General features: G+C 70.9%; 13 protein-coding genes. All 13 read left to right on the forward strand.

Going from position 1 to position 14,401, the window contains the following annotated elements; translation table 11 throughout:
* Positions 1–20: 20 nt before the first annotated feature.
* The 13 genes from AB0F17_RS23005 to AB0F17_RS23065 all read left to right on the forward strand — a co-directional run bounded on the left by AB0F17_RS23005 (position 21) and on the right by AB0F17_RS23065 (position 14,400).
* Positions 21–1,226, forward strand: coding sequence for an MFS transporter (locus AB0F17_RS23005; protein WP_358026021.1), 1,206 nt, complete (start codon positions 21–23; stop codon positions 1,224–1,226).
* 206 nt (positions 1,227–1,432) lie between these two features.
* Positions 1,433–2,461 (forward strand): LacI family DNA-binding transcriptional regulator, encoded by a 1,029-nt coding sequence (locus AB0F17_RS23010; RefSeq protein ID WP_358026023.1) that lies wholly within the window; start codon positions 1,433–1,435, stop codon positions 2,459–2,461.
* Complete coding sequence (locus AB0F17_RS23015) at positions 2,458–3,372, forward strand: sugar ABC transporter permease (protein ID WP_358026025.1); 915 nt, start codon at positions 2,458–2,460, stop codon at positions 3,370–3,372. The genes AB0F17_RS23010 and AB0F17_RS23015 overlap by 4 nt, the downstream gene beginning before the upstream one ends.
* On the forward strand, positions 3,369–4,187 hold the full coding sequence (locus AB0F17_RS23020) for a carbohydrate ABC transporter permease (RefSeq protein WP_358026027.1): 819 nt from the start codon (positions 3,369–3,371) through the stop codon (positions 4,185–4,187). Before AB0F17_RS23015 ends, AB0F17_RS23020 begins: the two co-directional genes overlap by 4 nt.
* Positions 4,188–4,196: 9 nt before the next feature.
* Entirely contained in the window at positions 4,197–5,507 is a 1,311-nt protein-coding gene (locus tag AB0F17_RS23025; protein ID WP_358026029.1) for a sugar ABC transporter substrate-binding protein, read from the forward strand.
* Complete coding sequence (locus AB0F17_RS23030; RefSeq protein WP_358026031.1) at positions 5,504–6,538, forward strand: ADP-ribosylglycohydrolase family protein; 1,035 nt, start codon at positions 5,504–5,506, stop codon at positions 6,536–6,538. The genes AB0F17_RS23025 and AB0F17_RS23030 overlap by 4 nt, the downstream gene beginning before the upstream one ends.
* Before the next feature lie 6 nt (positions 6,539–6,544).
* Complete coding sequence (locus AB0F17_RS23035; protein WP_358026033.1) at positions 6,545–7,513, forward strand: ADP-ribosylglycohydrolase family protein; 969 nt, start codon at positions 6,545–6,547, stop codon at positions 7,511–7,513.
* Positions 7,510–8,739, forward strand: coding sequence for an ADP-ribosylglycohydrolase family protein (locus AB0F17_RS23040; protein WP_358026035.1), 1,230 nt, complete (start codon positions 7,510–7,512; stop codon positions 8,737–8,739). Before AB0F17_RS23035 ends, AB0F17_RS23040 begins: the two co-directional genes overlap by 4 nt.
* A complete protein-coding gene (locus tag AB0F17_RS23045) occupies positions 8,736–10,073 on the forward strand; it encodes an ADP-ribosylglycohydrolase family protein (protein WP_358026037.1) in 1,338 nt (445 codons plus the stop codon). The genes AB0F17_RS23040 and AB0F17_RS23045 overlap by 4 nt, the downstream gene beginning before the upstream one ends.
* 23 nt (positions 10,074–10,096) lie before the next feature.
* Positions 10,097–10,981 (forward strand): ribokinase, encoded by an 885-nt coding sequence (gene rbsK / locus AB0F17_RS23050; protein ID WP_358026039.1) that lies wholly within the window; start codon positions 10,097–10,099, stop codon positions 10,979–10,981.
* A 332-nt stretch (positions 10,982–11,313) separates the two neighbouring features.
* On the forward strand, positions 11,314–12,618 hold the full coding sequence (locus AB0F17_RS23055) for a sugar ABC transporter substrate-binding protein (protein WP_358026041.1): 1,305 nt from the start codon (positions 11,314–11,316) through the stop codon (positions 12,616–12,618).
* Positions 12,618–13,547 (forward strand): sugar ABC transporter permease, encoded by a 930-nt coding sequence (locus tag AB0F17_RS23060; protein ID WP_358026043.1) that lies wholly within the window; start codon positions 12,618–12,620, stop codon positions 13,545–13,547. Before AB0F17_RS23055 ends, AB0F17_RS23060 begins: the two co-directional genes overlap by 1 nt.
* The gene (locus tag AB0F17_RS23065; RefSeq protein WP_358026045.1) at positions 13,540–14,400 is read left to right on the forward strand and encodes a carbohydrate ABC transporter permease; all 861 of its coding nucleotides are present in this window, start codon (positions 13,540–13,542) and stop codon (positions 14,398–14,400) included. Before AB0F17_RS23060 ends, AB0F17_RS23065 begins: the two co-directional genes overlap by 8 nt.
* Position 14,401 lies beyond the last annotated feature (1 nt).

Consider the following 14,401-nt stretch of genomic DNA (forward strand, 5'->3'; position numbering starts at 1 on the left):
CGGGTTATTATGCTCTAGCCGTGAACAAAAGAGACGCCAAGCGCGCCCGTATCGCAGTCTTCTCCTTTTTCTTTCTCAGCGGGTTGGTGATGGGCCTGTGGGCGGCGGGGTTGCCATCGCTCAACGACCGCTTGGAACTCGGCCCGGCCAGGCTCGGCAGCGTCCTGCTGCTGATCTCGTGCGGCGCGCTGGTGTCGATGCTGGTGGCCGGGCCGCTCGTGGACAAGTGGTCGAGCCGGGCCGTCTGCTGGGTCGGCGGCCCGCTGTCGGCGGCCGTCCTGCTCGGGCCCGCCCTCGCCTCCTCCTACCTGGCGCTGGCCGTGCTGGCCGTGGTGTTCGGGATCGGCCTGGGGGTGACCGAGGTGGCCATGAATTCCCACTCGGTCGAGGTCGAACGCGTCTACGGCCGGCCGATCATCTCGGCCTTCCACGGCACGTGGAGCCTGGGCGGCGCCGCCGGCGGCGCGCTGACCGCCGGGGCGCTGAAGGCCGGGCTGGACCCGCAGGCGCTGCTGGTGGGGGCGGCGATCGTGGTGCCGTTCCTGTACGTGCCGGCGGCCCGGCTGCTGCTGCCGGACCCGCCCCAGCACGTCACCGGGGACGAGGCCGCACCCGAGGGCAGCCCGCTGCGCTGGGGGCTGGTCGCGCTGCTCGGCGTCGCCGCGTTCGCCGGGCACCTGAGCGAGGGCGCCGCCATCGACTGGGCCGCCCTGCACGCCCGCTGGGTGCTGCACACCGACCCGGCCGCCGCGCCGCTCGCCTACACGATCTTCTCGGTGGCCATGACGACCGTGCGGCTGCTGGGCGACCCGATCCGGGCGCGTCTCGGCTCCGTGCGGACGATCCAGCTCGCCGGGCTGGTCGCCACCTTCGGGTACGCGCTCGTCCTCGTCGCGCCGCTCGCCGGTGACGGGCTCCAGGTGGTGTGCGCGTGGACCGGCTGGGCGCTCGCGGGCGTCGGGCTGGCCACCGTCGTTCCGGTGATCTTCAGCGCGGTGGGCGCGGCGGGCAGCCGGGTCGGCCGCGCGCTGGCCCTGGTCACGGCGTTCGGCTACAGCGGGCTGCTGGTGGGGCCCGCGCTGCTCGGCTTCCTCGCGCAGACCTGGTCGCTCGAGGTCGCGCTGATCCTCCCGGCCCTGCTGGCCGCCGCCGTCGCCCTCGCGGGCACGCCCGCCATCCGCGCCCTGATCCGCACCCCCGCCCCCGTCCCGGCGGACTCGCGCTGATCCGACCCGGATCCGGTACGACGGACGGGCATGACTCCGCCCGTCCGTCGGCCCGCCCGTCCGTCAGACGGAGCCCGGCAGGGGGTTGACCTGGTGTTATGTGATCGTGACTTGACCCCGTACGTAACGTGCATGTTTCATGTGCCACACGCAGTAAACGTTTACAGCGATTTTACGGACTCATGGACGCGCAGGGAAGGAGAGCCGTGGCCGACGGACCCACGATCACCACGATCGCCGAGCGCGCGGGCGTCTCCATCGCCTCGGTCTCGCGGGTGCTGAACGGCCTGCCGACCAGGCAGGAGACCGTGCGCAAGGTGATGGCCGCCGCCGACGAGCTCGGCTACGTACGCAACGCCGTGGCCAGATCGCTCAAGTCGCGCCGCACCCACCAGGTCGCGTTCGCCATGGCCGACGTCGGCAACCCGGCCTACCTGGCCATGCTGCGGCAGATTCAGCCCGTGCTCAAGGCGGCCGGCTACCGGCTGGTGCTGCACTCCACCGACGCCGTCGCCGCCGACGAGATCGACGTGCTGCACAGCCTCGGCGAGCGCTACGTCGACGGGCTGATCATGAGCCCGCTGCGCGTCACCGAGACGCACCTGCGGATGCTCGCCACCGCCAGGGCACCCGTCGTGATCATCGGCTCGGTGCCCGAGGGGACGCGGGTGGACAACGTACGCGCGGACTCGCGCACCGGTGTCCGGCTCGCCATCGATCACCTGTACGCGCTCGGCCGCCGCCGGATCGGGATGGTCAACGGCCCGCTCGACACCGTGCCCGGAGCCGCCCGCGGCGCCGCCTACCGGGAGGCGCTGGAGGCGGTCGGCCTGCGGTACGACGAGCGACTGGTGGAGATCGGCGACTTCTACCGCGAGGAGGGCCGTCGCGCGGTGGCGGCGCTGCTGCGGCGCATGCCCGACATCGACGCGCTGATGTGCGCCAACGACCTGATCGCGCTGGGCGCGCTCGACGTGCTGCGCGCGGCGGGCAAGCGGGTGCCGCAGGATGTGGCGGTGGTCGGCATGGACGACACCGACCTGGCCGCCGCCTCCTGGCCGTCGCTCACCAGCGTCTCGCTGGGCTCCGCCGAACGCGGCAAGGCCGCCGCCGAACTGCTGCTCGACCGGCTGCAGCACGGCGACCGCGAGCCCCGCCTGGTCACCGTCCTACCCCGCCTGGTGGTCCGCGCGTCCACCGCAGGCGAGGCGTCCGAAGGAGGAAGGTCTTCATGACGGCGACCGCGACCAGGCCCGCGCAGGCGCCGCGGAGCAGGCGGCGTAAGAGCGGCGCCTCGCGGCAGAACCGCGAGATGTGGGTGCTCATGCTGCCCGCGCTGGTGCCGGTCCTGCTGTTCAGCGTGGGCCCGCTGCTGTACGGCATCGGCCTGGCCTTCACCGACGCCGAGTCGGGGCGCAACCACGTCACCAGCTTCGTCGGCCTGGAGAACTTCGGCACCCTGCTCGCCGACGAGGAGTTCTGGGCGTCGATCAGGATCGGCCTGATCTGGGCCGTGTCGGTGACCGGGCTGCAGTTCCTGGCCTCTTTAGGACTGGCGCTGCTGCTCAACCAGAACCTGTGGTTCAGGGGGCTGGCCCGGGTGCTGGCCGTGGTGCCGTGGGCGATGCCGCCCGTGGTCATCGGGCTGATGTGGCGGCTGGTCTACCACCCCGACGCCGGGATCGTGAACACCACGTTCGGCACCGACATCAACTGGCTCGCCGACTTCAACTGGGCCCTGCCCGCCATCATCGTCATGGGCGTCTGGAGCGGCATGCCGCAGACCACGGTGGTGCTCCTGGCCGGCCTGCAGGGCATCCCCAAGGAGCTCTACGAGGCGGGCGAGGTCGACGGCGCGGGCAGTTGGCGGAAGTTCTGGAGCATCACGCTGCCGCAGTTGCGGCCGGTCATCGTCACCATCACCTCGCTCGACTTCGTGTGGAACGTCAACCAGTTCACCCTCGTCTACGTGCTCACGCAGGGCGGTCCCGGAGGGCGGACGAGGCTGCCGATGCTGTTCGCCTACGAGGAGGCGTTCCGCTACGGCTTCTTCGGCTACGCGGCGACCATGGGCGTCACCATCGTGATCGTCGTGCTGGGCCTGCTCGGCTTCTATCTCTGGCGGCAGATGCGGGAGGCGTCATGAAGAAGATCCCGCAGTACGCGGCACTCCTGGCCTACATGGTCTTTCTGGCGTTCCCGCTGGTGTGGCTGCTGTCCACGGCGCTCAAGACGCCGCAGGAGATGGCCAACCTGCATCCGTCGTGGATCCCGGACCGGCCGACGCTGGCCAACTTCACCGACGCGTTCGGTGAGCAGGACCTGGTGGGAGCGGGACTGCGCAGCCTGATCGTGGCCCTGTCCAGCTCCGTGCTGACGGTCGCCGTCTCCCTGCCCGCCTCCTACGCGCTGGCCCGCTACCAGGGCGTGCTCAAGCGGGTGGCGCTCGGGTGGGTGCTGGTCAGCCAGGTGTTCCCGTTCATCCTGATCATCATCCCGCTGTTCATGGTGCTCAAGCAGCTCGACCTGGTGAACACCCTGTTCGGCCTGGTGGTCGTGCACGTGACGTTCACGCTGCCGTTCGCGCTGTGGATGCTCCAGGGGTACGTGCGGTCGGTGCCGCGCGAGCTGGAGGAGGCCGCGGCCATGGACGGCGCGACCCGCGTCCGGTCGATCATCAGCATCGTCGCGCCGCTGCTCGCGCCGGGCGTGGTGGCGACGCTGCTCTTCTCGTTCATCTCCTCATGGAACGAGTTCCTGTTCGCGCTCGTGGTCCTCAAGGACCCCGATGTGATGACGCTGCCACTGACGCTGGTGAGGTTCACCGGCCCTGAGGGAGTGTCCAGGCTCGGCCCGCTGGCCGCGGCTTCGCTCATGGCGACGATCCCGAGCCTGATCTTTTTCGCAATCATCCAGCGACGGCTGAGGTCCGGCCTGATGGCCGGCGCTGTGAAGGGCTAGGAGGCTCTTATGCGTATCAAATCCGCGTTGGCGGCGGCGGCGATCGTCGCCTTGGCCGCCGGGTGCGGTGGGGGCGGAGGTGGCGGGACCAGCGAGTCCGCCAAGCCCGGAGAGCCGGTCAAGCTCAACTTCCTCAGCCTCGCCTGGCAGAAGGAGTCGGTCGCGGCCAACAAGCAGCTCGTCGAGGAGTGGAACAAGGCCAACCCGGCCATCCAGGTCACCTACGTCCAGGGCAGCTGGGACAACGTCAACGACCAGCTCGTCACCTCCTTCGAGGGCGGCGACCCGCCGGACGTCATCCACGACGACTCCCCGGCCCTGTCGGGCTTCGCCTCCAAGGGCTACCTGCTCGACCTCAAGGACAAGGTGCCCGCCGACCTCAAGAGCGACATCCCGCAGCCCGCCTGGGACACCGTCACCTTCGACGACGGCAAGGGCAACCAGGGCGTGTACGGCGTGCCGTTCCTGCAGGAGTCGCAGGTCATCATCGCCAACAAGAAGCTGCTCGACGCGGCCGGCGTGCGCATCCCCACCTCCGACAACCCGTGGACGTGGGACGAGTTCGCCGAGGTCAGCAAGAAGCTGACCAAGAGCGGCGCGTACGGCGTCGCCTGGCCGATGAAGTCGCCCGTCAACAAGACGCTGAACCTGGCGCTCAACTTCGGCGGCACCTTCTTCCAGACCGAGGGCGGCAAGACGACCGTCAAGGTGGGCCCGGAGGAGAAGCAGGTTCTCCAGCGCATCCACGACCAGCTCTACAAGGACAAGTCCGCCGACACCTCGGCGCTCGGCATGGGCACCGCCGACCCGCTGCCCGGCTTCTTCGCCGGCAAGTACGCGATGCTGCCGGTCGGCGTCTACCTGCGCCAGCAGGTCGTCGAGCAGGCGCCCAAGGGCTTCGACTGGGTCACCCTCCCGCCGCTGAAGGGCACCAGCAGCGACCAGGGCGCGGTCTCGCAGACCCTGTCCGTCGCCGCCGACAGCAAGCACCCGGATGAGGCGCTGAAGTTCATCTCCTTCTTCCTGAACGGCCCCAACCAGGCCAAGCTCGCCAAGGGCGACTGGCTGCTGCCCACCTCCACCAAGGCCGCCGCCGACCCGGTGATGACCACCAAGGAGAACGGCTGGGACGTGGCCACCGCCTCCGGCAAGAACCTCGTCGTGGCGCCGTTCCTCAAGGTCAACGGGTTCGACGAGTGGAAGAGCAAGGTTGCGACGCCGGTTCTGCAGCAGTACTTCGCCAACAAGATCTCGATCGACGAGGCGGCGGCGAAGCTGGTGGAGGATGGCAACAAGACGCTGGAGCGGTACCAGCGGTGACTTATCGGGACAAAGCCCGGGGGTGTCTGCTCGGCCTCGCAGCCGGCGACGCCCTCGGGGCGCCCGCGGAGAACCTCACGCCGGCGGAGATCCGCCGGCGGTGGGGCCGGCTCACCGAGATCGAGGGCGGCGGGACGGACGACACCGAGTACGCCATCTTCGCCTCCTCGCTGCTGGTCCGGTACGGGCACGCGCTGACCTCGGCCGATGTGGCCCACGCCTACCGGACGGAGATCATCCCCCTGGTGGCGGGGCCGATGCGCGGCGCCGGGTTCTCCGAGCTCGGCACCATCGAGGCGCTCAGGCGCGGGCTGGAACCGCCGCTGACCGGGCTCGTGCACCAGCACGGCTGGTCCGACGGGCTGGCCATGCGGGCGGCGCCGTACGGCGTGTTCTGCCCCGGCGACCCGGCGGAGGCCGCCCGGCTCGTCGAGCAGGACGGGCGGGTCAGCCAGTCGGGCGAGGGCGTGCTGGGCGGGCGGGCCGTCGCCGGGGCGGTGGCCGCCGCGATGACCGGCGCCGCGCCGCAGGAGGTGGTGGCCGCCGCGCTGTCGGTGATCCCCGCGGACTCGTGGACGGCGCGCGACATCGTACGGGCCTGCGATGTGGTGCGGGCCCGTGACGTGGCGCGAGATGGCGACATCGTTCGGGCCCGTGACGACGTGCCGGGCGGCCACGCGGACGCCTCAAGTGGCGATGAGTCGCAGATCGTCGAAGCGCTTCACCAAGCCGTGGTCGTCGAGCACTACCCCTGGACCGACGTGGCGCCCGAGGCTGTGGCGCTCGCTCTCGCCGCGTACCTGGCGGGCGGCGGCGACGTCGAGACCACCGTCACGTTCGGGGTGAGCCTCGGCCGCGACGCCGACACCATCGGTGCCATCGCCGGTGCCATCGCGGGTGCCGGGCAGGGGCGGGACGGCGTCCCGGAACGCTGGGCGAGCAGGATAGGCCCGGTGACGGGTAAATGCCTGCCCGTCGTGGCGGGCAGGCACGTGCTGGACGTCGCCGACGAACTGGCGGAAGGACTGTAGGAACTCATGTCGGGGGACAGAATCGCGGGAGCCTTCGTCGGGCTCGCCGTGGGAGACGCCGCGGGCTGGCCCGCCGCCAGGCACCGGTCGGCCCTGCACGCGCCATGGAGCAGACGCCTGCTCCGCGAGCTAGACGCGTTCGCGGAGGAGCACCGGGTGACCACACTGCCGGTGCCGTTCGCGCTCAACCAGCCCGTGGCCCCGCTGGCCGTCGGCCCGTCCGACGACGCCGAGTGGCTCGCCTGGACGGTGCTCACCATCGACCGGCCGCGCGCAGAGGCGTTCGGCGACCTCACGGGCCGCGAGGACATCCGGGCGCGCATCTCGGTGGCCACCGCGCTCGGCAACCTGGCCAAGGGCGTCGAGCCCCCGGCCAGCGGCCACGACAACCCGCACCACTTCGACGACGCCGCCGCCGTCAGGGCCGTCGCCTTCGGCGCGCTCGGCCGGGATCCGACCGAGGACGCCCAGGTCACCAACGCCAATGACGGGCTGCTCGGGGCCCTGGCCATGGCGGCCGCGGTGGCCGAGGCGGTGGCGACGGGCTCGGCGGCCGGGGCGGCCGGGGCGGCGCTGGCCGTACTGCCGCCCGACACCGCCATCGGGCACAACGCCCGGCTGGCGCTGGACGTGGCGCGCAGGGCGGGCGACCCGTTCGCCGCCGTGCCCGCGCTCGACGCCGCGCTGCTCGACCACGTCTACAGCTACGGGGTGGGCGCCGCGCAGACGGTGCCCGTGGCGCTGGCGCTGGCCGAGGTGGCGGGCGGCTCCCTGAGCGCGGCCGTACCGGCCGCCGCGTGCCTGGCCACGCTGGCCGACTCCGCGCCCGCTCTCACGGGGGCGCTCACCGGGGCGTGCGGCGGGCTCGACACGATCCCGGCGGGGTGGATCACGTCGGCGCGCACACTGGCAGGGTGCTGTCTGCCGGAATTGGCAGGAAAAGATGTCATCGAACTTATGGAGGAACTCGCATGACGCCGCTTGAAGACAGGGCGACCGGCTGCGTGGCGGGGGCGGCTGTCGGTGACGCGCTGGGCGGCGCCACCGAGGGCTGGACTCCCGAACAGATCGCCACCAGGTACGGCGGGTACGTCGAGGGCATCGTGCCCCCGTACAACGAGGACTGGGCCAACGCCCGGCCCATCGCCCCCTACCACAAGGGCGACGGCCACATCACGGACGACACCTTGATGACACACGCGCTCATCCGCGTCTACGAGAAGGCCGGAGGTCATCTCGGGGCGTACTCGATGGCCGAGTACTTCGTGCCCGAGCTGATGGGCGAGCGCCGGTGGATCCCCGAGCTGGAGGCCGAGGCGCTGCCGCTCCAGCGGATCTTCCTGGCCGAGAAGTGGATCGTCGCCCGGCTGCACTACGGCCACGTGGACCCCCGCGAGGCCGGGGTCGGCAACATCGTCAACTGCGGCGCGGCCATGTACGTGGCCCCCGTCGGCATCGTCAACGCCGCCGACCCGGACGCCGCCTACGCCGAGGCCATCGACCTGACCGGCGCCCACCAGTCGAGCTACGGCCGGGAGGCCGCCGGTGTCATGGCGGCGGCCGTCGCCGAGGCGATGCGGCCGGGCGCGACCTTCGACTCCGTGGTGGCCACCTGCCTCAGGCTGGCCAAGGACGGCACCAGGGCCGCCATCGAGGCGGTCTGCGAGGCGGCCGCCGGGTTCGGCCACTGGGAGGGCTCGTTCGAGACGCTGCGCGCGGCCGTGCGGCCGTTCGACACGGTCGCCGACACCTACCGCGACCAGGGACTCGGGGCGCGGCGGCCGAGCCGGGTGCACAGCATCGAGGAACTGCCGCTGGCGCTGGGCTTCCTCGTGGTGGCCAAGGGCGACTACCGCGACACCGTGCTCGGCGGCGTGAACTACGGCCGTGACGCCGACTCGATCGCCTCCATGGGCGGCGCCATCGCGGGCGCCCTGGGCGGGCTCGGCTCGATTCCGCGCGAGTGGGTGACGCAGGTCGCCGAGGCGAGCCGTACCGACCTGGAAGCGCCCGGACGGGTGATCGCCGACGTCGCCCGCAAGGTGCACGCTGACGACGCGGCTCGCCGCCGCGCCGTCGAAGCCGACTTCGCCACCCTCGCCGCCTTCGCCGACCGCTCGGACCGCGACGACCACGCCGGCCGCGACGACCGCTCGAACCATGCCGACCGCTCGGACCGCTCCGACCGCGCCGGCCGATGATCCGCCTCACCTGGGTGCAGCCCGAAGACCTGGTGGGCCACGAGCTGCGCCAGGCCGCCGAGGACGGCAGGGACGTGCGCGGCATCGCCGAGCGGTGGCACGCGGCGGGCGGCCACGACGCCCCGCCGCGCGCCGGTGCCTCCGAGCCCGGCGCGCTCAGGCTGCGACCGCTCGCCGAGCGGCTGCTGGACGAGCTGGCTGCCATCCCGTCGCCGCTCGACGAGCCGTCCGAGCTCGCCGCCATCATCGCCGCCTGCCCGGACTGGCCCGCTCCGGCCGCTCCTGGAGCCCCCCGGCAGGTGGATCCGGCCCGGGTGCTAGGGGCCTGGCAGGGGCGGGCGGCCGGATGCGTGCTCGGCAAGCCGGTCGAGAAGATCCCCCGTGCCGGGATCAGGGAGATCGCCGAGGCCACCGGCAACTGGCCCATCACCGGCTGGTTCACCGCCCGGGGGCTGCCCGACGCCATCGCCGAACAGTGGCCGTGGAACCGCCGCAGCGCCGTCAACTCCCTGGCCGAGAACATCGACGGCGTCCCCGAGGACGACGACCTGAACTACCCGCTGCTCGCCCTGTCCGTCCTGGAACGCCACGGCCGTGGCTTCACCACCGACGACGTGGCCAAGCTGTGGCTCGACGAGCTGCCCGCCGGCCGGACGTTCACGGCCGAACGCGTCGCCTACCGCAACCTGCTGGCCGGGGCCGAGGTGCCGGAGACGGCGACGTACCGCAACCCGTTCCGCGAATGGATCGGCGCGCTGATCAGGACCGACGTGTACGGGTGGGTCAATCCCGGCGATCCGGCCACCGCGGCCGAGTACGCCTGGCGGGACGCCCGCCTCACCCACACCGCGAACGGCATCTACGGCGCCATGTTCGCCGCCGCCCTGTGCGCGAGCTCGCTGGTCGCCTCCTCCGCCGCCGAGGTGGTCGAGGCCGGGCTGTCCGTCGTCCCGCCGCGATCAAGGCTCTACCAGGCGGTACGGCAGGCGGTCGAGGACGCCTCGAAGGAGGCCGACTTCGAGCGGGTCGTCGACCGGCTGCACGAGCGGCACGGCGCCCTGCACTGGGTGCACACGATCAACAACGCCGCCCTCCTGGCCGCCACGCTGATCCACGGCCGGGGCGACTTCACCGCCACCATCGCCGGAGCGGTCGCCGGCGGCTGGGACACCGACTCGGCCGGCGCCACGGCCGGGTCCGTCGCGGGCGCGCTGAACGGCGGGGTGCCGGAGCGGTGGATGATGCGGGACAGCCTGGCCACCAGTCTGACCGGGTTCGACGGGATCGGGCTGGTTGAGCTGGCGCGCCGCACCCAGGCGATTCAGCAGTCCTAGGAGACTCAGGAGATGATGAGGGCATGATCTCGGTCTTCGGCAGCGCGAACATGGACCTCGTCGCCTACGTGTCCCAGGCCCCCAAGCGGGGCGAGACGGTCACTGGGCGCGGGTTCCGCACCATTCCCGGCGGCAAGGGCGCCAACCAGGCGATCGCGGCAGCCCGGGCGGGCTCGGTGGTGGCCTTCCTGGGCGCGGTGGGTGACGACGGTTTCGGCGCCGAGATGCGCACCACCATGGCCGAGGCCGGGGTGGAAGTCGCACGGCTGCGCCAGGTCCCCGGCCCGAGCGGCATCGCGCACATCGTGGTCGACGACGACGGCGGCAACTCGATCATCGTGGTGCCCGGCGCGAACGGCACCGTCACCGGCCCCACCGCCGACGACGTCGCGGTGATCGCCGACTCGCGCGCGCTGCTGCTCCAACTGGAGCTGCCCATGAACGCGGTGATCGCCGCCGCCCAGGCCGGGCAGGCGTCGGGCGTACCGGTGATCCTCACCCCCGCGCCCGCGCAGCCCCTGCCGGACGCGCTGCTCGACGCCGTCACGCTGATCGTGCCGAACGAGCACGAGGCCGCCGCCATCACCCGCGCCGCCTCCGCCGACGCGGCACTGGAGGCCTTGCTCGAACGGGTGCCGGAGGCCGTCATCACGCTGGGTTCCGAAGGGGCGCTGTACGGCTCGCGGTCGGGCGAGCGGCTGCGCGTGCCCGCCGTACAGGTGAAGGCGGTGGACACCACGGCGGCGGGCGACACGTTCGTCGGCGCGCTCGCGGTGGCTCGCACCGAGGCCTTTCCCGCCGCTGCCGCACTCCGCTTCGCCTCGGCGGCGGCGGCGCTGTCGGTGCAGCGCGAGGGCGCGAGCACGTCGATGCCCAGCCGCGCGGAGATCGACGACTCGCTCGTCTGATGCCGTCCCGGCGGGCTGTTGGAGAGGAGCTTCTGACGAGCGTGTAGCGGAAGCCTCGGTACGTAGCGTCTGTCATCGGCGGGCCGGGGTGTCGAGGGTGATCCCGGCCTGGGTCAGGCGGCCGGTGGGCAGGTGGGGACGCCAAACGGCGGGTGGTTGAGGTCCAAGGGTGGCATACATCCGATCTCCTGCCCGCATAGGTCCAGCTCGCCATCATCAACGCGGGGTCAGTTCTTGACCTACATCCGATGTTTCCTCTACGTTTACCGGGCATATCGAGGTTGCGAAAGATTTCGCAACTCACTCCTTTCGCTCGAAGTATGGAGTGCCGTATGCCCTCCCCCCGTCGTTCGCTCGCCACCCTCGCCCTCACCGGGCTCATCGCCGCCACGTCGGCCTGCGGATCCTCCGCGCCCGCCGACGGCGGGTCGCTGGAGGTCTGGAACCGGGCATCGCCCGCGTCCGCCGAGGTGACCAAGAAGGTGCTGGCCGCGTTCACCGCCAAGACCGGGATCAAGACCAAGTACGTGCCGGTCCTCGACAACTGGGACGGCAAGGTGCAGGAGGCCGTCGCCGCGCGCAACCTGCCCGACATCATCATCAACGACTCAGGCATGCTCGGGACGAACCTCAGCCAGGGGCTGATCGGCCCGGTGGACCGCGATCAGATCGCGGGCCAGGGCGAGTTGCACGAGCGTGCGTGGGAGCAGGCCAAGGGGTACGACGGCAAGTACTACGCGGTGCCGTACACCGTGCAGACCGTCGCCACGCTCATCAGGAAGGACTGGCGGGAGAAGGTCGGCGCCGAGGTGCCGAAGACGTGGGCGAACCTGGTCGCCCTGGCCAAGGCCTTCCAGGAGAAGGACCCGGACGGCAACGGCAAGGCCGACACGTACGGGATGGTCGTCCCGGCCTCCACCGAGCGCGGGTACGCGTCCTGGTGGGCCTCCACCTACATCTGGCAGGCCGGCGGGGAGTTCCTGACCGCGTCGGGCGGCAGGTTCACGCCCGCCATCGACCAGCCGAAGTCCGTCGAGGCCGTCAAGTGGCTGCAGAACCTCTTCTGCAAGGACAAGCTGGTCATCCCCGGGGCGCTCACCCTGGTCACCAAGGACGCCCACCCGTTCTTCGAGACCGGCAAGGCCGGCATCTACCTGACCGGTCCGTACATGTTCGGCCGCTTCGACAAGAGCCTGGGCAAGGACAAGTACGAGGTGATCCCCTCGCCCGCCGGCCCCGCCGGGACGACCTCGATGGCCGAGGGCGAGAACGTCTACCTGATGGCCGGCTCCAAGCTGCAGGAGCAGCAGAAGAAGCTGGCCGAGTACCTCATCACAGCCGAGGCGCAGAAGATCGGCATGGCCGGCAACTCCGACGGCGCGATCGTCAAGCTGCCGGTGAACAAGAGCGTGGACGTGCTCGCCGAACGCCAGGACGACCGGTGGGCGACCATCAAGGACGTCTACGAGAAGGACGGCAAGTACTTCCCGAACGTGCCGAACTGGCTGCCGTTCCGCCAGCGCTCGGCCGAGACGCTCAACAAGATCTTCGCTGACTGCGGCACCGACGTGCAGGCGTCGCTGACCGAACTGGCCGGGGTCTTCAAGACCGAGTTGGCCGCGCAGAAGGTCGGCTGATGACGCTCACCACGGAGCGCACCGCCGTCGCCGCGGCGAGCGGTACGGGAACACCGCGAAGGCGGAACAAGGCCCTGGTGCCATGGCTCTTCCTGGCGCCGGCGCTGATCCTCTTCCTCTACTTCAAGTACATCCCGATGGCCGAGGGCATGTGGCTGAGCTTCTTCAAGGTGCAGCCGTTCCTGGGCAACGAATGGCTGGGGCTGGAGAACTACCGCCGGGTCTTCGCCGAGGAGGCCTTCCGCGACGCCACCGGGCACACCCTGGTCTACGCGGCCGGTCAGACGGCGGGCTCGATCCTGGCCGGGTTCGTGCTCGCGCTGCTGCTGGAGGGCAAGGCCAGGACGCTGTGGTTCGTCCGTACGGCGGCCTTCCTGCCGGTGGTCACGGCGACCGCGGTGGTGGCGGAGGTGTGGCGGCTGCTGTACTTCCCCGGCGCGGAGGGCATGCTCAACACCCTGCTCGGCTGGTTCGGCGGCGACACGCAGAAGTTCCTCGACGACCCGGACGGGGCGCTGGGCTGGGTGGTCCTGGTCGGGATCTGGAAGGGCGCGCCGTACGACATGATGATCATCCTGGCCGGGCTGGCGGGGATCGACCGGCAGCTCTACCAGGCGGCCGCCATCGACGGCGCGAGCCTGTTCCAGCGGATCAGGTACGTCACGATTCCCGCGCTCCGGCCGGTCGTGACGATCCTCATCATCCTGGCCTCTGTCCGCAGCCTGCGCGTGTTCACCGAGATCTACGTGCTCACCGGCGGCGGTCCCGCGGGGGCGACCGACGTGATCATGACCCGGATCTTCGCCACCGGCTTCCGGACCGGCGACATGGGCTTCGCCACCGCCGCCTCGGTGGTGCTGTTCCTGGCGACGCTGCTGCTCACGGCCGCGGTCACGCTCTACCGCAGGCGGAAGGAGCTCCATGTTTGAGACCACGCTCGGCTGGGCCTGGGGCCGCAAGCACCCGGTGGCGTCCGTGGCCCGGATCCTGATCTACGCGCTCGTGCTGGTCGTCTTCTGCGGGCCGTTGCTGGCGATCTTCACGGGGGCGTTCGACCGGAGCAACGACCCCAGCCGGATGTCGTTGTTCCCGTCGAACCCGACGCTGGTGAACTTCGAGGTGGCGGCCGATCAGGGCCTGTGGCGGTTCTTCCTGAACTCGCTGGTCATCACCGGCGGCGGGCTGCTGCTGCAGGTGACGGTGAGCGTGTTCGCCGGGTACGCGCTGGCTCGAAAGAAGTTTCGCGGGCAGGCGTTCGTGCTGGTGGCCGTCCTGGCCACGATGATGATCTCCGACGAGGTCATCGCGATCCCGCTGTCGCTGGTGCTGAACGATCTGCCGCTGCTGGGCATCTCGCTCAGGGGCACGCTGCTGGGCATGATCGTGCCGCTGGGCGCGTGGGGGTTCTCGATCTTCGTGATCAGCGAGTTCATGAAGGAGATCCCGAACGAGCTGGAGGAGGCCGCGCGCGTCGACGGCGCCGGTGAGCTGCGGATCTTCCTCCAGGTCATTCTGCCGCTGTGCCGTCCGGCGCTGGGCGTGATCACGATCTTCGGCTTCACCATGGTGTGGGACCAGTACCTGCTGCCGCTGATCGTGGCCGAGTCGCCGGACAACTACCCGATCGGGGTGGGGTTGTCGATGCTGCGCACCAACCCGGAGATCGGGCCCGGCCCGCTGCTCGCCGGTGCGCTCGTGGCCATGGTGCCCAGCCTGGCCGTCTACCTGGCCTTCCAACGAACGTTCCTGTCCGGCCTGGTGGCCGGCGCGGTGAAGGGATGAC

It is taken from the genome of Nonomuraea sp. NPDC026600, assembly GCF_040638335.1.
GTDB lineage: Bacteria > Actinomycetota > Actinomycetes > Streptosporangiales > Streptosporangiaceae > Nonomuraea.

Excerpts from the sequence above, each read along its gene's own strand:
- AB0F17_RS23040 (WP_358026035.1), top strand. The coding sequence starts at position 7,510 with ATGACGCCGCTTGAAGACAGGGCGACCGGCTGCGTGGCGGGGGCGGCT.
- AB0F17_RS23060 (WP_358026043.1), top strand. The coding sequence starts at position 12,618 with ATGACGCTCACCACGGAGCGCACCGCCGTCGCCGCGGCGAGCGGTACG.
- AB0F17_RS23025 (WP_358026029.1), top strand. The coding sequence starts at position 4,197 with ATGCGTATCAAATCCGCGTTGGCGGCGGCGGCGATCGTCGCCTTGGCC.
- AB0F17_RS23020 (WP_358026027.1), top strand. The coding sequence starts at position 3,369 with ATGAAGAAGATCCCGCAGTACGCGGCACTCCTGGCCTACATGGTCTTT.
- AB0F17_RS23065 (WP_358026045.1), top strand. The coding sequence starts at position 13,540 with ATGTTTGAGACCACGCTCGGCTGGGCCTGGGGCCGCAAGCACCCGGTG.
- AB0F17_RS23035 (WP_358026033.1), top strand. The coding sequence starts at position 6,545 with ATGTCGGGGGACAGAATCGCGGGAGCCTTCGTCGGGCTCGCCGTGGGA.
- AB0F17_RS23015 (WP_358026025.1), top strand. The coding sequence starts at position 2,458 with ATGACGGCGACCGCGACCAGGCCCGCGCAGGCGCCGCGGAGCAGGCGG.
- AB0F17_RS23055 (WP_358026041.1), top strand. The coding sequence starts at position 11,314 with ATGCCCTCCCCCCGTCGTTCGCTCGCCACCCTCGCCCTCACCGGGCTC.
- rbsK (WP_358026039.1), top strand. The coding sequence starts at position 10,097 with ATGATCTCGGTCTTCGGCAGCGCGAACATGGACCTCGTCGCCTACGTG.
- AB0F17_RS23045 (WP_358026037.1), top strand. The coding sequence starts at position 8,736 with ATGATCCGCCTCACCTGGGTGCAGCCCGAAGACCTGGTGGGCCACGAG.